The sequence below is a fragment of the Paenibacillus sp. Dod16 genome, assembly GCF_049893405.1.
Taxonomy (GTDB): domain Bacteria; phylum Bacillota; class Bacilli; order Paenibacillales; family Paenibacillaceae; genus Paenibacillus_AQ.
In genome coordinates this window covers 37,811-61,066 of record NZ_JBNDYG010000004.1, presented here as the reverse complement: position 1 = coordinate 61,066, position 23,256 = coordinate 37,811, and the positions used below count along the sequence as shown (strand labels likewise).

Here is a 23,256-nt window from a genome sequence, read left to right as displayed (position 1 = left end):
TGTTCCCAAAGTTATTTCACAACGCTACTCCAAAAACGTGAATCTGAATATCTGCCTTGGCCTTCCCCTCGGCACCTTCTCGATTCCGGCTATCTCAACCAAGTCGTTGTCGGTCCACAGTTGGAGCAGCCGATGTGCACTGCGGACGGTAATGTCCAGCAGGTGAGCGAGCTCATGGACCTTGTATTCATATTTACCCGAACGGGCACGCTGGTTCAGCAGCTTGCTCAAGTAGGCGCTCGTCATCCCTGCGTCCTCTGCCCGCTTGATCAGCCCTGCATCCGTAAAGGACAGCACCTCCTGCACAGGGTCGGACATCTCCAGCGGTCCGATCAGCGTGCCATCCTCACGCACGATAAAGCAGGCGTTGCCGCCCACCTCCTTGGATTTCCTCATCGCGATTCGCGCATTGGTTCCCGCCATGCTGGCCGACTGGCCAAAACCCATGCCGATGCTGAGCGAAATGCCATAGGTTTTGTTCACATCTTTAGCCAAGGGGATCGTTTTATAGCCGCCGGTTTCCCGTTCAAAGATGCCGCGTGTCGTGAAGAACAAATACTCGTCCCCGCCCAGATGGGTCAGATAGCCGTCCAGTGATTCCACATAATCGAGCACCATCCGGTGAATGTCCAGCTTCAGCTTCTGCACCTCATGCTCATTATTCCGTCTTAACGCCTGGGTTCCAAAATCGTCTATATTAATCATCCCGACCACGATCTGACCTTCTCTGCTGCGGCGGGATGCCGTAGACAGCAAAGCCCGCTCCAGCGATACCACGATATCCTGATCGGAAGGCAGCAGCCACTCATTAGGGACCCCAAGCCTCGTCAGCTCATGGGCCACCGCTTCCACGCCCGTGAACGCAACGGAGCACCCGCCGGATTCATATTGTAGACGGTGAAAAGCAATCAGGTTCTCCTTCGGGGCATAAGCCGGCCCATCGTAAATGGCGGCCTGTACGGCCGGGATACCCAGATCCCTTATCGTCCGGACCACCATCGTCTCGGTTAAAGTATCCACCGATATGCCGCCAGTCAGTCTTCCCCGCTGCCCGGCATGGAACAACGCTTTATATAAACCCGCGTCCGTGACAGGGACATAATGCACAGGGATCGAGACCTGTCCGAGCTCCTTCACCTTGCGCTGGGTCAGCGGATCCGAGAGGAACAACACCTCAACCTCGCCTCCGATCCGCTCAGCCAGTGCCGGCGCTTCGCCATCATCCTGAAAAACAAGCGGTACGGGGTCAAAGGAAGGAAAGGTTTCAATGACCTTCATAATTTTATCAACGATCGTCTGGGTTCCGATAATACCGATACGAATTTGCTGGACAGTGAGTTGCCTCCGCTCCGTCATGTTTCATTCACTCCCATCTTTCCCATTGCCGGGAAGCCGCTTATCGGCAAGCCGGGATGGATACCTAAATCATACCCGCTATCGGAAATTTGGCAAGTGAAAATGGCCAGCAAAATTCATTGCTTTTCGGCTCCAATCCTGCTGCCTGCCTCTATAAACCCCCGCAAAAAAAGAGCCATTACGGCTCTTTAATCGACTTTCATTCCTGGGCATATAACGATTCCATGCATCATGCGCACGGTACAGTCCAGCCGGATGCTTGGATGCTGTCGGCCATATGCCGATTATTCACAATGTGGCGGCTACCAGCCCAAATCCAGCGTCTTCCCCGTCTCCGCATAGGTCTTCAGAATGCTCATGGTCATCCACCAGCCGTCCGCTGCCTTGGCACGGGACGGGTGATTTGGCGTGTATTGATCATTGACGAGCGTCAGCTTGGTACAGTTCCCTACCGGCTCGAGAGTGAATGTAATCCGAGACTCCAGCTCCTCATGATTGGCATAATACGACGGCCCCGGATGCTCGGACAGACTCAGTGTCTTCTGCGGCTCATAAGCCAGAACCTTCCCATAGACATGAACCGTCTCCTCCCCGTCATTCCCCGGACCCACATAAGCATAAGGCTCCCCGACTTCAAATGAAGATCTCAGTTCGCTCCCGAAAAAGGTGGCCCGCGTACCCTCCGGCGAAATTAAGACATCCCATACCTTCTCCGGCGAAGCACCGATATAGAACTCATATTGCAACGGCTCCATGCAGCTTCCTCCTACCCTCTATAAAATGCGCAGGAAGACCGACTTGTCCTCCTGTGATATGATGATGTTATCAAGCAGCTGCGATCCAAGTATTGTAAAAATGCGACAGGCTGCAACCTATGGAATCACTTCAAATCACAAGCACAAGTCCCGTATGGGGCCAGTGATCTATGGTCTATTGATCCAGGCCTGCTACGGATTAATTGGAGGTGTTTATGTCCATGATTCAGCATCCTCATCAGTCCAGCCTTGGCATTTTGAACATGAAAAGAGCCGGAGAGAAGTTCCAGCTCCTGCGAATTCCCCCATCCAGCGACCTTTCCTATTTCATCAAGCATTACTGGATCATTCATTGGGATTTAACCGGTCAGGAGCCTCATCTGCAGGATGTTGTTCCTAATCCTTGCGCAAACTTGGTCGTCCAGCTTCATCGAACCGCTTTTTACGGCGTATCCAGCACCAGGCATTCCCACCATCTGGAGGGGAGGGGCCAAGTATTCGGAATCAAGTTCAGACCCGGCGGATTCTATCCGTTCGTGAACACGTCCATGGACCGTCTGACGGATTCCTCCATAGGGACCATGGAGATTCTCCGAGTCGACTCCCATACGCTGGAACAGCAGCTATTGACCGCAGAAGAACCGGAGCAAAAAGTCAGGTACATGGAGGAGCTTATCCGCCGTGTTCTCCCCGAAGAAGACGAACAGATCGAACGGATTCATGCCATCATCGATCACATTCATCACAACCGGGACATCATCCGAGTCGAGCAGGTTAGCGAATGGTTCCAGATGAGCCCGAGATCACTTCAGCGCCTGTTCAAGCAGTACGTCGGGGTAAGCCCTAAATGGGTGATCCGCCTGTACCGGCTGCAAAATGCCGCCGAGATGCTTGAAGGCCTTGATCAACAGGATGCACTGCAATTGGCCATGGACATGGGCTATTACGACCAGTCGCATTTTATCCGGGATTTTAAAGCGGTGATCGGTAAAACGCCGGAAGTTTATATGAAGGAACGATAACCTGAAGGAGGTTAACGCATGTATACGATACAGGCAATCGGAATGGTCCATAACGAAAGAAAGGCGATTCAGGATGATTACTGGGGGGATGTCATCTCGGAGATCAGGCTGGGCGAAGCGTGGGATGAAAGCTCCCTGGATGGGATTGAAACGTTCAGCCACCTCGAAATCATCTATGTATTCCATCTCGTCCAGGACGACAGCATCCAGTACGCGGCGAGACATCCGCGAAATAATCCGAGCTTTCCCAAGGTCGGTATCTTCGCCCAGCGGGGCAAGAACCGACCCAACAGACTAGGAGCCACCATGGTGGAGTTGGTAAGCAGAGAGGGCAGGTCCGTTTTCGTAAAAGGGCTGGATGCCATAGACGGGACTCCCGTCGTTGATATCAAACCTGTCATGGAGGAGTTTTTGCCGAAGACGCAGACCAAGCAGCCCGAATGGGCTACGGACATTATGTCCCGTTACTGGGAATAAGGATGAAGTACTTCATCCTATAACAAACAGCGCTGGCATGCCCTGTCCTTGAGTTCTAAGGACTGGCTTGGCCAGCGCTGTTTCTATGGAATCCATATCGATTAAGCCTACTCCTCGTGCATGACGAATTGAGCGATGTTCTTACTGTGGTCTCCGACACGTTCCAAGTTGCTCAGAATATCCAGATAGACCGCTCCAGAGTTCCCTGTGCACAGATTCTGGTTCAACCGCTGGATATGACTCTTGCGGAACCTGACTTCCATCTCGTCTAATTGCCGCTCATAGTCCAGCACCTCTTGAGCCGCGGCCACGTCATTATGCTCTAACGCAGTCAGCGCCCGTTCCACCGCCTTGTCGGCTAAGGACAGCATTTCCTTCAGCTCGCGCCCGGCTTCCTCTGAGAACTCAACCTTTTTATTAATGCTGAATTCGGAGAGCTCCACGATATTTTCCGCATGATCGCCGATCCGCTCAATATCGTTCACCAGTTGGAACCAACCGGAGGCTTTTTCGGACTCCCCTTCCGGCAATCCGTTCTGCTGCTGGATTTTCACCATATAATCCGTAATTTTCCGATTCAATTCGTTGATAAGCTCTTCCTTCTGCAGGGCGAGTTCCCCCACCCGGGGTTCCCTGCTGAAAAAGAAAGCAGACGCATCATTGAGCGTCTCTCGGGCATATTGCCCCATGCGCAGAATTTCATGCTGGGCTTGTCCAAAAGCGACAGCCGGTGTGGCCAGTAAACGTTCATCCAGATAAATCGCCTTAAATTCAATTTCCTGCATTTTGCCGGGAATGATCTTGGTTACGATCCAGGCCAGAGTCGGAATTAGAGGCAGGAAGATCAGGGCATTGGTCGTATTGAAGATGCCGTGAGCGTACGCGATTTGCATCCGAATATTAACGCCTTCACCCAGCCACGCCACCAGAGAATGCACGGGAATCAGCAGAATCATAAAGATAATGGCACCGATGACGTTAAAGATGACGTGCACCAAGGCTGTTCGCTTTGCGGCGACTGTTGCGCCAATCGAAGCAAGCACTGCCGTAATGGTGGTCCCGATGTTATCGCCGAACAGGATCGGTAGCGATCCTTGGAGGCTGATCATGCCTTCGTCTGCAATCGTCTGCAATATACCGATAGTCGCGCTTGAGCTTTGCACAATCACCGTGAACAAAGTACCAACAATAAGAGCCAGGATCGGTTGGTCCTTTAGCTGGATCATAAAATCCGTGAAGGCAGGAAGCTGACTAAGCGGCTTCACCCCACTGCCCATAGTCGACAACCCTAGGAACAGGGTACCAAAGCCAAAAATCACTTGGCCAATATATTGAAATCTTTTCTTGTTAAAGAAAAATAAAAAGAACGCTCCTACCGCAATAATGGGCAGTGCATATTCTTCAATTTTGATCCCCACGATAAATGCAGTCATGGTTGTGCCAATGTTGGCGCCCATAATAACGCCTATGGCTTGTCGAAGTGTCATCAGTCCCGCATTGACCAGTCCGATCGCCATCACGGTCGTTCCTGATGAGGATTGAATCAGAATCGTGACACCGACACCGACCAGCACGCCCAGCACCGGGTTGGACGTGTATTTCTCCAGCAACCCGCGCATTTTGTCTCCTGCTGACTTCTGCAGTCCGTCCGACATGTACTTGATGCCGAACAGAAAAATGCCCAAGCCGCCTACAAACTTAAATAGGATATCCTGCCAATCCAAGAAAAAAATCCTCCTTTAGATGTCAACCTCGTAGTGTGGATATAAAAACCCTCTAATAATTTAGCATAATATCACAACAAGTTACACCTATCTAAGTATCGACATATTACGAGATCGGCAGACTTATTTCGACCGATGTCCCTCGCTCTTCCTCGCTCCGGATGACAATCCTGCCATTATGGCTCTCCATGATCCGATGGACGATCATAATGCCAAGGCCATTGCCGTCCGGCTTGGTCGTATGAAATGGCTCCCCAATCCGCTGGAGCACATCGTCCGTCATGCCGGAGCCGTTATCCGTAAAGATCACGCGTTGATATCCTTCCTGCACATCCAGATGAATGTGAATGTTCCCGCCATGCGGCAAGGCTTCCATCGCATTCTTCAGAATATTAAGAAAAACTTGCTTAATCTGGTTCCGGTCGCATAGAATCGTAGCATTCTGCCCGATGTTTCGGGTCATTTCAATCCCGCTAAGCTCCGCCTGGATCGCAAACAAGTGGAGCACCTCATCCAGAATTTGACCGCAGTCCTCAAGCTTAAAGACCGCAGCCTGGGGCTTGCCCAAAATCATAAATTCCCCTACCATCAGATTGGCCCGTTCCAGCTCGGACATGATCAGATCATAGTGCCGAAGACAGGCCTCCTTATTCGCCAACTGGAGCATTCCCTTCACCGTGGTGAGCGGGTTACGCACTTCATGGGCGATGCTTACGGCAACCTGACCGGCAAACACCAGCTTTTCCGTATTCCGCAGTACTTCCTCCGTACGCTTCAACTCCGTAATATCACGAAGAAAACCTACCACCCGCATGAGCTGTCCCCCACGGTCGTAAGCAGGCTGAACATCCAGTATATAATGATTCATGTTTCCGGATATCTCAAGCGAAAGCTCTTCTCCGATGCAGATTTGCTGCCGGTGTATCACCTGCTCATAATACTCGCCAATCGGCTTAATACCAAACACCGAGCGACCCGCATATTGGGTTCGTCTCCGATCACTGCCGCCTTTGTACAGCAGGCTTAAGCTGGTTTCGTTCATCTCCAGAATCTGACCCTTTGCATCGGTAATGATCACGCCATAATGATTCGTTCCGAGAAGCACCTGATTCAAGGTTTGCAGCTGCGTGTTCTGTTTGCGGGTAACCATCTCCCGTTCCAGGGAATCGGCCATCGTACACAGCAAAGCATGCAAATGTGGGTGAACAAACTCCCTATTCGTCATTAGAGAAATGGTTCCTAGGATTTCCTTCCCATCCACGCTGTGAAAGGGAGCCGAATAACATGCCATACGGTGCAGAATGTGATGAAAATGATCCTCTCCTATCAACGTAAACGGACGTTCGTACCGGAGACACAGATCAATTGAGCTTGGACCGTCTTCTTGGGAATAGCCGTTGCCCTCGGTGATACCCAAATACCGGGCTGTTTCTATGATGGTGGGGTCCCCTTCCATATCAAGAATGAATCCCTCGTTATCCGTAATCGTAATCACGACAGGGTTCCCTGATCCGGAAGAAAGGAACTTATTCACGAAAACCTGTATCACTTCGATGTATTCTTTATATTTTGCACGCCTTGCGGCCAATACTTCGTCATTCAATCGATTCGTATGTGTTGGAACAAGCTCCGGGTTCATCCCCTTGTCTATACACTGCTGCTTCGTTTGCAGAATGATCTCCTGATCGGTTATTTCACCACATCGATTATCCAAAACCACATACCCCTTTTTATCATACTGCCACTTTAATGTAACCTAACGTTTATTCTATCACTTTTATCGGCAAATGGAGCCTGCCAGTAAAACTTATCGAATGTGAACATGGCAGCTTTCATCTTAACATTTATCAAGGCATACGGGATAAGCAGATATTTGGAAACATATTTTTATGTTCTCCTCCTGTTTATGTAACTATTTACAGCAAATATCCGTTTAGGATGTAAAGGAGATGAGAATCCATGTTCAAACCCAATATGGCTTACTTGTTCCTCATGGCCGTTCTATTTCTTGTAACAGCCTGTTCGAGCAATCCAGCTGAAGCGCCCGCTCCATCATCCGAACCTCCGACAACTGCAGTGACGGACTACAACAGTACGGCGGAAAACGTATTTTCATTATATGAAGGAGAAGACATGAGTACCGAGGATAAAGTCACGAACATGCTTGCTCAATTGGAAGGCATGGACTGGACAGAATACAACCGCCTGAGCAATGGCAAAACATTGGAGACTCTTGAGCTGCTGTATACCCACCGGTCCCTTATCGAACCCGAACATTACAGGAGCCTGTTCATGGCAACCACCAATCTCGACGGTGCCTCTGCCGAGCAATACGCCGCCATCGCAGGAGAATTGTTTACCAGAGACACAGCGGGCGTGGTTCGGGCACTCGCTGATTTGAGTGACAACGATATTAGGCAAAGCGTCATTTCCAATATTGCTTACCATCTTGGTTATCAGAATGTTACACAGGTGAAACAAGAGCTCGAGCAATGGCAATCGAACAAGGAGCTGGATGATCCCGAGAAGAACGTCATCGCCTCTCTTATAGCTGCACTCAACAATCCATAAATCTACGACATCCGTCAGAGATAATCGACAGCATCAAAAAAGAGCCGATCCAAGATGACATCTTGGTCGGCTCTTCGTATCGATAAAACAAGGGTACACCTTATTGGTTCAGCAGGAACTCTTCTCCGGCAATACCTGGGGATGTCATATGATAAGGGTCCAGAATGACCTGGATCTGTTCCTCTGTCAAAAGACCCTGCTCCAGAATAATCTCCCTGATGCTTTGCCCTGTCTTCTGCGCTTCCTTCACGAGTCTGGAGGCTACGTCATAACCCAGATGCGGGTTCAATGCCGTAATAATGCCGTAGCTGTTATCCACGAAGAACTTGCAGCGTTCCTTATTCGCCGTAAGATCGACCATCAGATTCTTGTAGAACACATCCATGCCGTTCTTCAGGATTTTGAGGGAATGCATTAAGTTGTTCGCTGCGACAGGAACCATGACGTTAAGCTCGAATTGCCCGGCTTCGCATGCCAAACTGATCGTATGGTCATTGCCGATAACCTGGAACGACACCTGGTTCATGACCTCAGCCATCACCGGATTGACCTTGCCCGGCATAATCGACGAACCCGGTTGTCTTGCCGGTACGTTCAATTCGTTCAAGCCCGCTCTCGGACCGGAAGCCATCAAGCGGATATCGTTGCACATTTTCGAGAAGTTCACGGCACACACTTTGAGCGCAGCCGACAATTCCATATACGCATCGGTATTCTGTGTGGCATCGACCAAATCTTCGGCTTGCTTCAAGGAGAAGCCTGTCTGCTCAATTAAATGCTGGACGACACTGTGCATATAGTCCGGTGTTGCATTAAGCCCCGTACCTACCGCGGTCGCCCCCATATTAACGACTAACAAGCCTTGCGCGGCCCGCTCGATCCGGTTGATGTCACGTGTCAGAACATTGGCATAAGCCCCGAACTCTTGTCCGAGTCGAATCGGTACCGCATCCTGCAGATGCGTGCGCCCCATCTTGATGACATCATCAAATTCCTTGGCCTTCTCCTGAATGCCGGCAACCAAGGTCCGGAACACCTCAAGCAGATCCTGCGTCAGACGGTAAGACGCGATGCGGATCGCCGTCGGGATGGCATCGTTCGTGGACTGCGACATATTAACATGATTATTAGGATTGCAGTAGAAATACTCGGCCTTCTGTTTCCCCAAGATCTCCAGCGCCCGGTTCGCCAATACCTCATTCATATTCATATTGATCGAAGTACCTGCTCCGCCCTGGATGGAATCGACAATAAATTCGGAACGGAGATTACCCGCGATGATCTCGTCTGCCGCCTCTATAATGGCACTGCCTATCTTTTTCGGCAGCAGGCCAAGCTCCATGTTCGCCAGGGCAGCGGCTTTCTTAACTTCGCCCAGTGCGGATATCAATTCTGCATGGATGGGTACCCCGCTGATCGGAAAATTCTCTACCGCCCTAACCGTATTAATTCCGTAATAGGCTTCCACAGGAAGCTGTTTTTCCCCCAGAAAATCTTTTTCAATTCGATACTGCATATCCATGGACAACATCACCATCGCCTTTTGATTATTTTGTATCATGCTTGTCACCTGTTATCATCCAGCTTGCCCGGATATATACAGAATTCTGCCTTCCCACTTGAAATCCTCTATAGCTTACGCGTTTTGTTAGAGAATATTGAATGATATGTGCGAACGTGCAAAAAAAGAGGCCTTATCTAAGTATAATTACCCAGAAAAGACCCCTCTTACCCTATCGTGATGATTCTGTCTGTAGACCATGATGGGGACACACCTGAACTAGAAGACGGTGGTCTTCCTATGCGGAGGGAAACCTACCGAGATGACGGCCCCTCCCTCCGTTCGATTCCCTGCCGTGATCAGACCTCCGCAGCGCTCCACGATGGCGCGAGCAATGGCCAGACCCAGACCGGACTCCCCATTCTTACCCTTCACAAACCGGTGGAACAAATACGGAAGCAGTTCCTCGGATATGCCTTCGCCATCATCGGAAACGGTGAGGAATACCCGGCCATTTTGGATACCGGCTTGAATGTATATATGCTTGCTCGCGTGCCTTGCTCCATTCGAAACGATATTTAGCAGCGCTTGCAGCAGCTTATCCCGGTCAGCATACACCATTAACGATTCGTTATCGCCATAGGAAGGATGCACGAACAGTCCTTTTTTCACCAAGACCGGATTGACTCTTTCGATCGTTTCCTCCACGAGCTCCTTCAAATTGACCGCCGTTGCCTTAAAGATGTCGTCCTCGCTGTCCAGCTTCGCGAGCAGCGTCATCTCGGTCACGATATTGGTCATGCGGCTGCTCTCACTCATAATGATATCCAGCCCTTTGCGGATCTCCTCCCCTTCGAATACCCCGTCCCGAATTCCCTCCGCATACCCGGAGATGGACATGAGCGGCGACTTCAACTCGTGGGATGCGTTCTGGAAGAACTGCTTCTGCACATGATTGTACCGCTCCAGTTCACCCGCCATTTCGTACACAGACTCTGCAACTACACCGATCTCTCCGCTTGCCGACACCCGCTGAACTTCGGAGAACTGGCGCTCTTTCACCTTCTTCAATTCCTCCCGCAGCAGCATGAGCGGCTTAATCAATCTCTTGGTGATGAACAAGCTTAAGATAACCATGATTACGCCTCCCACAGCAAATACGAGCATCAAACGCCCCATTAGCGCCTGCTCAATGGCCTTAATCTTGCTGATCGGAGTGATCAGTGTCATCGTACCTTGGGGAACCGCCGTCACCTCGGTGAGGAATTGACCGCTCCCCGCTGCGGATGAGTACGAAGCCACATAGTCCGGTCGAATCGCCTGACTTACCATGAATTGAGCCGAGGGAGTTACCGGACTCGAGCTGACCACATTCCCTTCGTTATCCTGGATGATTACGCCTACTTCCGCAACCTGTGCCGAGGTCAAGCCGCTAACGGCCAAAGGCGCACTCTCAATAGGAATGCTCTTGGCGGCGGCAGTTTCGAGTTTTGCCGTCAGCTCAGCCCCTATGGTCTGCATGTCCTTTCTCTGCGTCCCGATAAAATGGTCCATCAGCACATAATGAATCACAACCGCCGTCACGGAAAGCACGAGTATTAGCGACAAGGCAAACGCAAGATTGATCTGATGCACCAGCTTCATATCGATGATTCCTCCCCATCCACTCTCATTCGGTATCCATGCCCCCAGATAGCCTCGATCGGCAGCTGCTCCACCTTCTTGCGAAGCCGTTTAATGAGATGATCGACCGCACGGTCGCTTCCAAAATAGTCGTCGCCCCATACGGAGGTTAGCAGCTCATCTCTTGTAAAGGCACGGTTCGGATGCTCGGCAAACACTTTCAGCATCTCGAATTCTTTGTTGGTCATATCCACTTCTTCCCCTTCCCAGAACACGCGCCGTTCCTCCAGCATTAACTGAAGGCGTCCGTTGCTAAGCTCCGGAGAAGCCGGCGCAAGCCGCGGAACACGCTCCTCATGATGGAATTTGTACCATCGGTTCAGCTGTCGTTTGATTCGGGCAACCAACTCGCGCGGGCTGAACGGCTTGACCATGTAGTCATCGCTTCCCAGCTCAAGCCCCAGTATTTTATCCACTTCGCTATCCTTGGCAGAGATCATGATGATCGGGACCTCGGCCTCTGCACGGATCCGTCGGCACAATTCGAAGCCGTCCATGCCGGGCAGCATAATATCCAGCACCCACATATCCGGCGGATTCGTTCTCCACATCTCCCAGCCCTCCTCTGCCGTGCCAAGGCCAACCGTCTTGTAGCCCTCCTTGCGCAAATAAGCTTCCACCAAATTACGTATATGCTGATCATCGTCAACCACGGCGATGAGATAATTTTGATTCATATATATAGACCTCCGGGCTTCATCTCCTTTCAGTATACCAAGCTGTAGGAAGATGAAGGGGATTGCCATTATTTTTCCACAAATACACCAATGTTCTGCCAATGCTGACTCGTACACTGGGTACTGTAAGACAAACCAACCCCACAAGGAGTGTTAAACGATGAAACACAAACTGTTTGGCAAGCTCGCCCTGTCCGCCGCCCTGCTCGGAACGGCAGCCGTCCCCGTACATGCATCAGGAGCTGACACAAGTGATGTACCAAAACAACCAGGCAAAAGCGCACCTATACAAGCCGCCACTACCATCTCCATTCTGCCGAACCCGCTGGAATTGGCAGAGAAATATGCACCGGAAACGGTACAGGATTGGAAAGAAACGCTTGAGAAGTACGGCAAGCTTGCCGGAGCCGAGGGAACCTTCTTCTTCTCGGAGGCTGCAGCTGTCGACGCAGACAACGGTGATACACAGCCGGTTACGGGAGATGGCGAATTCGGAATTGCAATTGCCGTGAAGGCTACTCCGGCTGTAGATATCAACGGGTCCCCGAGCAGCGGGGATATCAAGGAATTCAAATCGATCCAGTTCAAGGAGTTTACTCCACTAGAAGGTACGGCAATAGAAGTAGCCGAAGCTGTTAAAACCGATGCCGGCGTAGTGAAACACGACGTGATCCATGGCGAGGCAGCAGGTTTGGAGGCAGTGAAGATCAGCGATGCAGCAAATTTGGAAGGTGTGAAAATCAGCGATGAAGATCTGGCTTTCATCCATGCCAGAATCGACCTCTTCAAAGCCGTAGGTTCCAAGGACTCGGATGCCATTAAAGAAGCATTGACGAAGCTGCTGGACCAATACAAGGAACAGATCGCTAAGCTGGAAGCTGAAGCGAAGTAAACTTATACGTCAGCAGCATCGGTCGGCGAAAGCCAACCGTACTTAACAGAAAAACAAGCCCTGCCGGTGCCGCGGCAGGGCTTGTTTTGGTATAGACTTACGTTTTTTTGGCCATTGCCTTCATCAGCTTCATGGCCGAACGCACGCGGGGCTTCTTCAAATGCTCCTCTACATAACGGTAATCCGTCAGGATCACCTTGGCATCCCGCAGCCCGTAAGCAAAATCGTCATCGAACAGCAGCCGGTACTCCCATACCCGCTTCTCCCAATGCGGGATATTCGCCAGCATCCAATTATCTTCCGCTCCGGGATGGACGTAGGTTTCACTGACCCCTTCAGGGAGTCTGTACAGCTTATCAATCAGCGATTGCTTGAAGCTCTCGTAGGTCTCTCCCTCAACAACGGGAAACGGATGAGAGAGCAGATAATCCGGGATCGGCACGCCAAACGTGTCAGCAAGTCCTGAAGCGAGGGCGACCGGACGCTCGATATTCGGCAGCGAGCTGAGCAGCGGATCCTCCGGATAGATATAGCGGAATAGTCGCGCGGGGAGGCGCCAACGCGAAGTCTTCCACAGCATCTGCGGAATGAGGCTTCGCCCCGTTTCCATCCCGTACAGGCTGCCCATGTGATTATCCACATGGCTGATGCGGATCCCGGCCTTGCTCGCCAGCCGGTACTGTGCCTCCAGCTCTTTTAGCACGGCACCCGTCTCTGCCCCTCGTTCAAACTCCTGAACGGTCCGGTATTGATGGCCGCTGGCATCATGAAGGGAGGAATGCCCTGTTAAGCTTCTCCATCGCAGAGCCTCAAATTCGCTCGTCATGGTGAGATGCAGCCCCACATTCGGTTGGCGTCGGCGTGCCGCCCAGGAGGCCGCTTCTTCAAAGCCGGGAGCCACGGTCATAATGGTTGCCGAAGAGACTTTGTTCTCCTCCAGCAGATGCCGGATCGCCTCATTCATGGCCTTGCTCTGCCCGAAATCGTCACAGTTGATGATCAGTCTTCGCTCCATGGTCGTGCCCGCCTCCTATGGTTTTTGAGAATTCGATTTTGGTTGCAAACGATAACAGGAAGGAGACCGCCAGCAAGCACAATGGAACGACACTAATCAAATACCTGAAAGTCGATTCCGGATCGCTCCCCGGATTGTCACCGCTTTCATACCCGAATATCATGCCTACCACAAAAAATGCCAGGGCAGAGATCAATCCGCTGGAACGCGTAATAAATCCGCTGACAGCCGTATAGATCCCCTCTCTGCGCAGCCCCGTCCGCTCCGCATCTTCGTCGATGATGTTGCCGCTCACCATGGCCGGCGTTACCAGAAATCCCGCAAGACCGAATCCCACGCCGATGCCTGCCAGAATCCCGCTGATCAGATCATAGCCAAACCACAGAGGGATGACGGATAACCCATATACCCCTAGCGACAAACGCCATGCCTTAACGCCGTCCATCCGGCGGATCATCCAGTACCAGACGAATACCAGCGGAATGACCGATACAAACACGGCTGCCAGCAGAATAGATACTTGATTATCCGGGATGTTGAGCACATATTTTGCGTAAAAAGGAATCGTCGAGCTTATTAGTCCATTTACAGTCTGGGCGAATGAATTGGAGATGTTAAACACCCAGAACTTCTTGTTGCGCAAGGTTTCGCGGAATGCTTGGACAAGCTTGAGCGGCTCGCTTGCGCTGTACGCCTCCTGCTCCCGGACGCTCATCATGCAGAGGAACATGAACACGCCGAACAGCAGCGCGTACAGAATCGCCATACTCGAAAATCCCATGGCGTCATAAATAATCGGGGTCAGCGCGGTACCGATCAATAACGCCACAACCTGGTAGCCCTGCTGGACGGCCGAAGCCTTCGCCCGGATGCGGTCTCCGCGGAACAGCTCAGGGAACAGCGCTCCATAATTGACCCATAATACGGTCGCTACCGCTTCATACAGGATAAGGGCAACTAAGAACCACATGAACAGTCCGTTCTCAGACAATCCTTCCGGCGGCGAGAACACCAGCACGAAGGTCAGCATAAACAGCGGAATGGCGCCGAATACCCACGGCCTGCGCCGCCCCAGCCGGGTCTTCGTACGGTCGGACCAATACCCCATCAGCGGATTATTAACCGCATCCCAGATCAGAAATACGGTTCGTGCCAGGGATGCCAGCCCTATGCCAAGACCCAATGTATCCACGTAGAAAAAGATGTAAAAGGAGCTGAACGCCTGGCTCGGAACCATCATGGCAAACATGCCAAGCGAATATGAATACGGCGAATTTACCCAACTGCGCTTCATCCGTTTCCCTCCATCCGTCATGGACGATTTTGTTGTACAGTATTCTGCGCATGGCACGAATATACCTGCTCTTGCCGGAGGGGAAAGAGGTCTCACTAATACAGTTCATGCAAAGGCCATTTTGCAACCATAAGATTAGATGATCTTTCGAAAGGATCAATGCCATGGAATCCCTCAAATACCCATTCCCCCTCTTTACATTAACGACTAAAGAAGCCTGGCGTTATCCGCCAGGCTTCTTGTTTTCATTCCTTATTGAAGAACGATTTTGATCGCATTGCCGATCGGCGGCAGGCTCTTGGTGAGCACCGGGCTGTAGTAACCGATAATCTCTGCATCATCAGCCAAATCGCTTGCTTTCAAGGTTTTTCCGTCTTTATTCACGACAACCGTCTCAGGCGTCAAATTCAGGACGACTTCATTCGGCGATTGTTCCGTTAATCCCTTACCCTTAATCGTTACGCGCAGGTTGCCGCCATCCGCATTGATGTCTGCGATGGCACCGGCAGTAGCGAGCTGCTCCGTCTCTTCCTTGTCCGACTTCACGCTGATTTTATAAGCATAGGTCTGCGGAGGCAGGCTCATGGTCATCGCCAGGCTGTGAACGGCTTCAATCTTCATCCCTTTCGCAAGGTCCTTAAACTCGATCCCCTTGCCTTCTTCATCTCGGATAACGGTATTCTCATCCACGTTTAGAATGATTCCTTCCGTTCCCGTGCCGTTTATGTGAACGGCTTGGCGATCTTCGTTATTGATAATTTCGGTGATTTTGCCAGTGACGGTTTCCTTCTTCACTTCTTCTTCGGACGAGATGCTCACTTTCGTGCCATCTACCGAGACGTTAGCATGGAGCACTTCGCTGAAGAAGTTAGCCGGAACATAGAGCGTGCCCTTCACATTCACCGGCGCAGCGCCGAGGGACTTGTACATTTTGTTAACCGCATACTGGTCTTTGCCCGTTTGCACGAGGGTCCAGATCGGGGATCCCGGTTTAGTCAGCTCCGCAGAGCGGTCCTGTTGATTCCAGCTCAATTCAAATCCGAGCGCCTCGGATACACTCCGCAGCGGAATCATGACCTGCTTCGCATCGGCGTTCATATAACCGGTGCCCGCCACTTCCTTACCGTTAACCAGAACTCCATAATCCGTTACAGCCGAAATTACGACCGGTTTCTGTTCCTGGCTGCCTCCAGTTTGGGGTGCCGCATAAGCCGCTGCGCCACCGGAGACAGCGATGGCCGCAACCATCAGTGTCGCTGCTTGCTTCTTCCATTGTTTGTTCATGCTCATCATCCTTTCTGGGTGCCTTAAATTATCATGTACTACTATACTGACGGGCGTATTTGCCAAATGTTGCAATGAAATGATAAGTGAATGTGGAAGATAGTACGCAAAAAGGCCGTTCCGGGTTAGACTTATCAAGTCTTCCGAAACGGCCTCTATTATCTGACTTAGCGATGGATAAACAGCGGGTCAACAAAGCTTCTGCAATATTCCTCCGCTATCTGCTCCGCGCTGTAGCCCATATCACGCATGTATAGAATGATATCCGCGCGCGGCAGAGATGCAAGCATCACAGAGGTAAACTGAGGGTCAAGCGGCATCAGTACTCCCTGCTCCGCCGCACGCTCCAGCAGGCGCTTGATCTGAGTCCGCAAAAACGTGAAGGGCGGGTTCTCACACATAATGTTCTTGGTGTCCTCCAGCCGGTCAGAGGTCAGCATTACCCGTAGCCACTCCAAGTCTTCATTGAAATGCAGAATGACCTTCGTCATCACCGTCCGCAGCCGATGAGCCACCGGTTCACCTTCGCTGCGCTGAAGGTAAACCTCCAGCCCCTCCATAAACCGATCGATCTTGGCTTCCATCAGCGTAAAACAAATCTTGCTCTTGCTGGGGTAACGGCGGTACAAAGTGCCTTGCCCGATCCCGGCCGTTTTCGCCACTTGATGCATGGAGACGTCCTCGACTCCGTATTTATTAAATAAAGCCTGAGCCGTATCCAAAATCTTTTGACCCAACTCGTCATTCTCTTTCGGCAATGCACGCATCCCTTTCTAATTTGAACACACGGGAACCTTATGCAGCAGACTGTTCTTCTTCAACGGGTGAGGTTGTGCGTTTAACAAATAAGCCCAGTACTAAAGCGATGATTGCAAGAACAAGTCCGATTACGAAAGCATTATGAAGACCGGCAACCATGCTCTCTACCGGATTGAGATCCCCAGTTGTTTCAACGTAATTTTTAGCACCTGCTGTCATGATGCTGATAAAGAGCGCCATACCTACGGCTCCTGCTACCTGCTGCAGTGTATTCATGATGGCTGTTCCATGCGGATACAGCAAGCGTGGCAGCTGATTCAAGGCTGTAGTCTGGGCCGGCATCATAACCATCGAAATCCCTATCATCATCATAACATGAAGGAAGATAACATAACCACCGGTCCATGAAGCGTCGATGCGCGAGAACAGGAAAATAGCGATACTCAAGAGAGCAAGACCAGGGATAATCAGAACTCTCGGTCCGAATTTATCGAACAGCTTCCCTGTAATCGGCGCCATCAATCCGTTGATGATACCACCAGGCATCATGACCAGGCCTGCCGCAAGCGCAGTTAAGCCCAGTGCGTTCTGCAGGAACAATGGCAGCATGATCATGGTGGAGAACATGCTCATCATCAGCACAAGCATCAGTACGGTCACGAGTGAGAACATCGGGAATTTGAAGGTACGCAGATCCAGCATCGGTTCCTTCATCTTCAGTTGGCGCCATACAAAGAACAGCAAGCTGATGGCCCCTGCCGCAATGCACCATATCACCTTCGGATCAGACCAGGTGCCTTCTCCGGCGCTGCTGAATCCATATACGATACCCCCGAAACCGATGGTAGACAGAATAATCGAAATATAATCGACCTTCGGCTTGGTCAGTACGGATACGTTCTTCAGGAAAACCGCAGCAAATATGATGGAGAACGCAGCCAATGGAATGACCAGATAGAACAACCAGCGCCAGTTCAGCGCGTCCACGATCAAGCCCGAAAGCGTCGGTCCGATCGCCGGGGCCGTCATGATGACAAGACCGATCATGCCCATGGCGGCTCCGCGATTCTGAGGCGGATAAATACTAAGTATGGTGTTCATCAGAACCGGCAGCATGAGTCCCGTTCCGACCGCTTGCAGGATACGCCCTACCAGCAGCACCCCGAATACCGGTGAGAAGCCGCAGATAATCGTACCTATAAGAAATAGCGTCATGGCGCCTATAAACATCTGTCTTGTCGTGAACCACAGCTGCAGCAGCGCCGTGACCGGCACCAGAATACCGACAACCAGCATATAGGATGTTGAAAGCCACTGAACCGTTGACTCTCCAATACCAAACTGCTCCATCAAGCTTGGGAAAGCGATGTTCAGCAGTGTCTCATTCAAGATGGAAACGAACGCGCCGATAATCAGTGCGGCAACAATCGGCCCTCTCTTTATTTTACTTAAATCAATCTTGGCCGAACTTGGCCCCACTCCCATATCCAAGACCTTATCCTCCCTTATCTCTGTATACGGACAATTGTCCGGTAATGCGTTTTTTATTCTAACGGACAATTGTCCGCAGGTCAACTGAAAACTTTCATTAAATTTTCAAATTCGGCAATCCGAATAAAGCCCGCCGCATGGTCCGCTAGTATAAGCAGCAGAAACACGCAGGATATCAGATATTTAACCCATTAATTAAAAACAGGACCTGCCCCCGCTCCAAGACCAGGACAGATCCTTTTATACATACACCTGCCGACTCCAGGGACCGTCAACGGGCGTTTCCCCTAACCTTATAAATGCAAGCGGCGCCTTGTACATATCACCCCAGCTTGCGCATCAGTTTTTCTGGAGCCGTTACGCGTTCAGCGCAATCTTCTCCTTGTATACTCTGGCCCAGCCCTCCAGATTGTTCGTAACGATCAAGAGCTCAGGGTATTGGGCAAGAGATGCCAGTACAGCCTCATCGTCCGGCGTCCAGACAATGAGCTGGATGCCCCGCTTGCGCGCCTCCTCCATATATGAAGGAGTCACGTACACATATTTGACGGACACATAACGAGCCCCGATCTTCTCCAGATAAGGGAACACCGATGGCGTAGCTCCATAAATCACAAGGCCCAGCTCAATGTCAGGATCCAGGGAGCGTGCCCGTTCAATGGAATAATGATCGAAGGAGGTGAGGAACACCTGCTTCTCCATGCCCGTATCCTTAATCACGTCAATGACCTTCTGTTCCAGGCCGGGGTAGGTATCCCCCATCTGCTTCAGCTCAATGTCAACGATCATCCGATCCTTGGCAAAACGCAGTGCTTCCTCCAGCGTGGGAATCACTTCTCCTGAACCTGCATCCAGCTTGCGTATTTCCTCCAGCGTGAAGGCATTGATTGCCCCTGTTCCGTTAGTCGTCCGGTTTACCGTCGCATCATGAATCACAACAGGCACGCCGTCCTTCGTCAGCTGGACATCCAGCTCCAGGTGCGAGAAGCCAAGCTCCAACGCTTTCTGAAAGCCCAGCATCGTGTTCTCCGGGTATTTCAGCGGATACCCTCTATGAGCCAATCCACGTACTTCCATGTGCAATTCCTCCATATCTAGTCGATTGATGGCCTCGATCACGCCAGTATCTTACGGTAACGGACTGACTTACGTAATCGGGGTGCTATTTGAAGCTCTATAGGACTGTTCGCCATGAACTTTCCGATCCCTGCTGTCTGCAGCAGATCATAACCTTCGGGAGAATTACAGAGAGACGGCATAGCGGTGTATCCATGCCCACCGTTTCCATGCCGTCTTGAATACCGCATCATTCGGTTATGATGTTATTTAAACGTCGAATTCGCCATCGCGGCCACAATATGCTTCTGCATGACCGTAAAGACCAGCACGATCGGGATAATCGCCATGACGCTGGACGCCATAATGACATTGAAGAACATCGCTTCATTTCCGGCGATGGAATCCCGCAGCATCGCAATACCTACCGTAAGCACGCGCATGTCGTTGTTGTTGGTCATGATCAGCGGCCAGAAATACGAGTTCCAGGACGAAATGAAGATCAGCACGCCCATGGTGACGATCGTCGGCATCGCCATCGGGAACAACAGCTTGTACAGAATGGAGAACCGACCGGCTCCATCCACGCGTGCCGCTTCCAGCACGTCGTTGTTAATCGATTTGAACGCCTGCCGGAGCAGGAATATCGCATAGGCGGACGCCCCGTGAGGTACGATAAGCGCCCAGAAGGTGTTCAGCCAATCGAGCTTGGACATCATGACGTACACGGGAACGAAAATCACCTGTTCCGGAACGATCAACGCAGCAAGCACTAACAGAAACAGAGCGTCCCGTCCCCAGAACTTCCCCTTCGCGAATGCATAAGCGGCCATGAGCGCCACGTTCAGCTGCAGAATAATGGTGCCGACCGCCATGAGCAAGGTATTGCCGAAGAACCGGGCGTAAGGGATAACCCGGAAGGCTTCGGCAAAGTTCTGCCAGGCAAAGGTTTCCGGCCAGAATGTAGGAACGGCCATCCGCATCTCGGACTGCGTCTTGAGCGCGCTGATCAGCAGCCAATACACCGGAAAGAACATGACGAGGGTCACGATCACGGCTCCGATCACGCGGAGCGTCATCATGGTCTTCCGGTTCTTGGCGGATCCAGCCATATAATTATCCTTCATAGTGCACCTTCTTCCTGCTGACCACCCATTGTACCAATGTTAACAGCAATATGATTACAAACAGAATCATGACAAGCGCCGAGGCTCTTCCTGTTTTGAATTCATCAAAGGCCATCGTATAGATCCAGTACACAATCGCATTCGTTGCCTTGAGCGGACCGCCGCCCGTCATGACGTCGATCGACTGGAACACCTGCATGGAGGAGATAAAGCTGGTGATGACCAAAAACAGGGTCATAGGCGACAAGAGCGGCAGCGTAATGTTGCGGAACTGACGCAGCTTGCTGGCTCCATCAATCGAAGCTGCCTCATAATACTCGGCCGGAATCCCGCGCATGCCTGCAATAAAGAGGATCATCGCAAAGCCAACGCCCTTCCAGACCGAAACGGCAACCAGCGCCGGCAGTGCCGTCGAAGGATTGGTCAGCCATTCGACCGGCTCCATGCCGAACCAGGAAACAATGGAATTCAATAGCCCGTATTGTCCATTGTAAATCCATGTAAATACCATGGCCGCGACAACCATCGAGATGTAATAGGGCATAAAAATGACGCCGCGCATGAATCCGAACAACCGTGACGACGACACGTTGAGCAGCAACGCCAGCAGCAGTCCGATGACAAGCGTGAATACAACGTCCATCACGGTATACAAGAACGTGACCTTCAAGGAGTGATAGAAATCCGAGTTCGACAGCAAGCGCGTATAGTTATCAACACCTACGAACTTCTTCACGGGCCTTGTCATGTTCCAGTTCGTAAAACTAATGTACACGGAATAGCCCAGGGGATAATACAAAAACACGCCCATGAATAACAACGCCGGAACCGCGAACGAAAAGTCCTTCCACTTTTCGATCAACGTATGAGACATCCGTTTAGAGACCGAAGCGGTCGCCCGATTGGACGCCGCCTTTGTCACTTGTTTATTGGTCTCCATAGGCATCACTCATAGTCAGCCAGAATATCGTTGATCTTCTTGGCTGCATCCTGCATAAGTGGTGTCGGATCTTTTTTGTTCAGCACCATTTCCCCTACGACTTCTTTATAAACTTCGCTGAATTCAGGGTAAGCCGGGTGCTGCAGGCGCGGCGTTACTTCATCAAAATGCTCGTATACCGCTCTGTATTGCGGCCATCTTTCGAAATATTGATTGCCTTCCTCAGACTCGATTGCGGATTTTCTTGTCGGCAGGTATCCAACGGATTCAGCCCACTTAATGTTTTGCTCCGCCGAAGTCATGAACTCGATAAATTTCCAAGCCGCTTCTTTCTCCAGATCCTCGGCACCGTCCATCATGACGATCCCCGCGCCGCCAATGTTGGAGGTCCGCACTTTATCGCCAGGGATAAAGGATACGCCAACCTCAAAGTCCGCATTCTCGCGGTACATCTTGAGCAAAGCCGATGAATGCTGAACCATGGCGATCTCGCCGCCCAGGAACATTTGGCGCATATTATCGGACGCGCCCTTCCCGAAGCCCATATGCATGTGGCCTTCATTTTGCCATTTGTAGAAGTTCTGAAGATAACGAAGCGACTCTTCATTCTCAACGGCCGAAGCACTCAGGTCCTCGGTCAGGATTTGTCCGCCGCCGTTAATGTTCCACGGATCGTAATACCACGTATCCCAGCCTGGAACGGAGAAGGCATAACGCGTCGTTTTGTCGCCTTCTTTTTTCGTTACCTTCGCATTAAAGTCCTCGATCTCATCCCACTTCTGCGGCGGCTCTACACCCAGCTCGTCCAGCATCGTTTTGTTGTATACAAACACACTGGTACTAACGATCAGAGGGAACCCATATTGCTTGCCATTGTATGCATATGCATTCAGCATCCCTTTGGCGAAATCGTCCATCTTCACTTCATCGCGCTTAATCCATGGGCCCAAATCAGAGAACACACCGCTGTCCGCAAAGTTAGGCAGGGACGCGACCTCAACATTCGTTACAGCCGGCACGTCATTCGCAGCCACTGCAGCCGATAATTTTTTGTGAAGATCAGGATAGCCGCCCTGGAACACCGGCTCTACCGTAATATGCGGGTACTTCTTCTGGAATTCTGCGATCATGTAGTTCAAGCCTTCCAGTTGAGCATCCGCGTGGGCATGCCAGTACTGGATTTTGACAGGTGTTGTATCATTCTTCATATCCATCGAAGCGGCTTCCACATCGTCGAGTGAAACCTCTCCTCCGGCACTTTCACTTCCACCGCCGCCTCCGCAAGCCGTGGTAATAACCATAAATATGGTCAGTAACATTAACAACCATGATTTCTTTTTCATAGATGATCAATTGTCCCCTTTCGAATCTACTCATCATTCATCTTCATCACTGCTGTCTATCCACTTCAACAAAATGGCCGGTTCAACGGCACGCGGATCCTAAAGGAATGAGGGAAATCTCCCATCCAATCAACCCGTCTCCCCCTTAAAAAGCGCACAAAAATAGAGACGTCAAAAAGAGCGCAACCTAAGAGCTACCACCTCCTATAAAAGCTAAAGTAGCTGCTACTCGGGTTATCTCATCGTCTCCACCCCTAGCAAATATGTAATTATAGTTAATCCATCACCG

20 protein-coding genes are annotated in these 23,256 nt (G+C 51.1%); 4 read left to right on the top strand and 16 right to left on the bottom strand.

Going from position 1 to position 23,256, the window contains the following annotated elements:
* Window positions 1-24 precede the first annotated feature (24 nt).
* Both ACPV3A_RS04210 and ACPV3A_RS04205 read right to left on the bottom strand, forming a co-directional pair.
* Entirely contained in the window at window positions 25-1,356 is a 1,332-nt protein-coding gene (locus tag ACPV3A_RS04210) for a hypothetical protein (protein WP_426198274.1), read from the bottom strand.
* A gap of 302 nt (window positions 1,357-1,658) precedes the next feature.
* On the bottom strand, window positions 1,659-2,111 hold the full coding sequence (locus tag ACPV3A_RS04205; RefSeq protein WP_216532760.1) for an SRPBCC family protein: 453 nt from the start codon (window positions 2,109-2,111) through the stop codon (window positions 1,659-1,661).
* A 215-nt stretch (window positions 2,112-2,326) separates the two neighbouring features.
* On the opposite strand from ACPV3A_RS04205, the gene ACPV3A_RS04200 reads away from it, so the two are divergent.
* Both ACPV3A_RS04200 and ACPV3A_RS04195 read left to right on the top strand, forming a co-directional pair.
* Window positions 2,327-3,133 carry a helix-turn-helix domain-containing protein gene (locus ACPV3A_RS04200; RefSeq protein ID WP_339221311.1) on the top strand — a complete coding sequence of 269 codons (807 nt, stop codon included), beginning with the start codon at window positions 2,327-2,329 and terminating at the stop codon, window positions 3,131-3,133.
* 18 nt (window positions 3,134-3,151) lie between these two features.
* Window positions 3,152-3,610, top strand: a complete 459-nt coding sequence (locus ACPV3A_RS04195) for an SAM-dependent methyltransferase (protein WP_426198273.1) — start codon at window positions 3,152-3,154, stop codon at window positions 3,608-3,610.
* A 107-nt stretch (window positions 3,611-3,717) separates the two neighbouring features.
* On the opposite strand, the gene ACPV3A_RS04190 is transcribed toward ACPV3A_RS04195, so the two are convergent.
* The gene (locus ACPV3A_RS04190; RefSeq protein ID WP_220686757.1) at window positions 3,718-5,334 is read right to left on the bottom strand and encodes a Na/Pi cotransporter family protein; all 1,617 of its coding nucleotides are present in this window, start codon (window positions 5,332-5,334) and stop codon (window positions 3,718-3,720) included.
* 106 nt (window positions 5,335-5,440) lie between these two features.
* On the bottom strand, window positions 5,441-7,054 hold the full coding sequence (locus ACPV3A_RS04185) for an ATP-binding protein (RefSeq protein WP_426198272.1): 1,614 nt from the start codon (window positions 7,052-7,054) through the stop codon (window positions 5,441-5,443).
* Between the two features lie 239 nt (window positions 7,055-7,293).
* Here ACPV3A_RS04185 and ACPV3A_RS04180 point away from each other — a divergent pair, with 239 nt between their 5' ends.
* Window positions 7,294-7,905 carry a hypothetical protein gene (locus tag ACPV3A_RS04180; RefSeq protein ID WP_426198271.1) on the top strand — a complete coding sequence of 204 codons (612 nt, stop codon included), beginning with the start codon at window positions 7,294-7,296 and terminating at the stop codon, window positions 7,903-7,905.
* A gap of 100 nt (window positions 7,906-8,005) precedes the next feature.
* Here the strand turns inward: ACPV3A_RS04180 and aspA are convergent, their stop codons facing one another.
* The 3 genes from aspA to ACPV3A_RS04165 form a co-directional block, all read right to left on the bottom strand.
* Window positions 8,006-9,466: an aspartate ammonia-lyase gene (gene aspA / locus ACPV3A_RS04175; protein ID WP_426198270.1), complete on the bottom strand. Its 1,461-nt coding sequence runs from the start codon at window positions 9,464-9,466 to the stop codon at window positions 8,006-8,008.
* A gap of 219 nt (window positions 9,467-9,685) precedes the next feature.
* Window positions 9,686-11,050, bottom strand: a complete 1,365-nt coding sequence (locus tag ACPV3A_RS04170) for an ATP-binding protein (protein ID WP_426198269.1) — start codon at window positions 11,048-11,050, stop codon at window positions 9,686-9,688.
* On the bottom strand, window positions 11,047-11,766 hold the full coding sequence (locus tag ACPV3A_RS04165; RefSeq protein WP_426198268.1) for a response regulator transcription factor: 720 nt from the start codon (window positions 11,764-11,766) through the stop codon (window positions 11,047-11,049). The genes ACPV3A_RS04170 and ACPV3A_RS04165 overlap by 4 nt, the downstream gene beginning before the upstream one ends.
* 160 nt (window positions 11,767-11,926) lie before the next feature.
* Here ACPV3A_RS04165 and ACPV3A_RS04160 point away from each other — a divergent pair, with 160 nt between their 5' ends.
* Entirely contained in the window at window positions 11,927-12,658 is a 732-nt protein-coding gene (locus tag ACPV3A_RS04160) for a hypothetical protein (RefSeq protein WP_426198267.1), read from the top strand.
* A 97-nt stretch (window positions 12,659-12,755) separates the two neighbouring features.
* Here ACPV3A_RS04160 and ACPV3A_RS04155 read toward each other — a convergent pair whose 3' ends face one another.
* From ACPV3A_RS04155 to ACPV3A_RS04115, 9 genes are all read right to left on the bottom strand, one after another.
* Window positions 12,756-13,673: a polysaccharide deacetylase family protein gene (locus tag ACPV3A_RS04155; protein ID WP_426198266.1), complete on the bottom strand. Its 918-nt coding sequence runs from the start codon at window positions 13,671-13,673 to the stop codon at window positions 12,756-12,758.
* Window positions 13,645-14,967, bottom strand: a complete 1,323-nt coding sequence (locus ACPV3A_RS04150; protein WP_426198265.1) for an MFS transporter — start codon at window positions 14,965-14,967, stop codon at window positions 13,645-13,647. The genes ACPV3A_RS04155 and ACPV3A_RS04150 overlap by 29 nt, the downstream gene beginning before the upstream one ends.
* Window positions 14,968-15,219: 252 nt before the next feature.
* Entirely contained in the window at window positions 15,220-16,251 is a 1,032-nt protein-coding gene (locus ACPV3A_RS04145) for a copper amine oxidase N-terminal domain-containing protein (protein ID WP_426198264.1), read from the bottom strand.
* A 167-nt stretch (window positions 16,252-16,418) separates the two neighbouring features.
* A complete protein-coding gene (locus ACPV3A_RS04140) occupies window positions 16,419-17,018 on the bottom strand; it encodes a TetR/AcrR family transcriptional regulator (protein ID WP_426198263.1) in 600 nt (199 codons plus the stop codon).
* Window positions 17,019-17,046: 28 nt separating this feature from the next.
* Window positions 17,047-18,495: an MDR family MFS transporter gene (locus ACPV3A_RS04135; RefSeq protein WP_374198255.1), complete on the bottom strand. Its 1,449-nt coding sequence runs from the start codon at window positions 18,493-18,495 to the stop codon at window positions 17,047-17,049.
* 363 nt (window positions 18,496-18,858) lie between these two features.
* Complete coding sequence (locus ACPV3A_RS04130; RefSeq protein ID WP_426198262.1) at window positions 18,859-19,578, bottom strand: glycerophosphodiester phosphodiesterase; 720 nt, start codon at window positions 19,576-19,578, stop codon at window positions 18,859-18,861.
* 245 nt (window positions 19,579-19,823) lie between these two features.
* Window positions 19,824-20,684: a carbohydrate ABC transporter permease gene (locus ACPV3A_RS04125; protein WP_216532773.1), complete on the bottom strand. Its 861-nt coding sequence runs from the start codon at window positions 20,682-20,684 to the stop codon at window positions 19,824-19,826.
* Window positions 20,674-21,630 carry a carbohydrate ABC transporter permease gene (locus tag ACPV3A_RS04120; protein ID WP_426198261.1) on the bottom strand — a complete coding sequence of 319 codons (957 nt, stop codon included), beginning with the start codon at window positions 21,628-21,630 and terminating at the stop codon, window positions 20,674-20,676. The genes ACPV3A_RS04125 and ACPV3A_RS04120 overlap by 11 nt, the downstream gene beginning before the upstream one ends.
* On the bottom strand, window positions 21,630-22,967 hold the full coding sequence (locus tag ACPV3A_RS04115) for an ABC transporter substrate-binding protein (RefSeq protein ID WP_426198260.1): 1,338 nt from the start codon (window positions 22,965-22,967) through the stop codon (window positions 21,630-21,632). Before ACPV3A_RS04115 ends, ACPV3A_RS04120 begins: the two co-directional genes overlap by 1 nt.
* Between the last annotated feature and the right edge of the window lie 289 nt (window positions 22,968-23,256).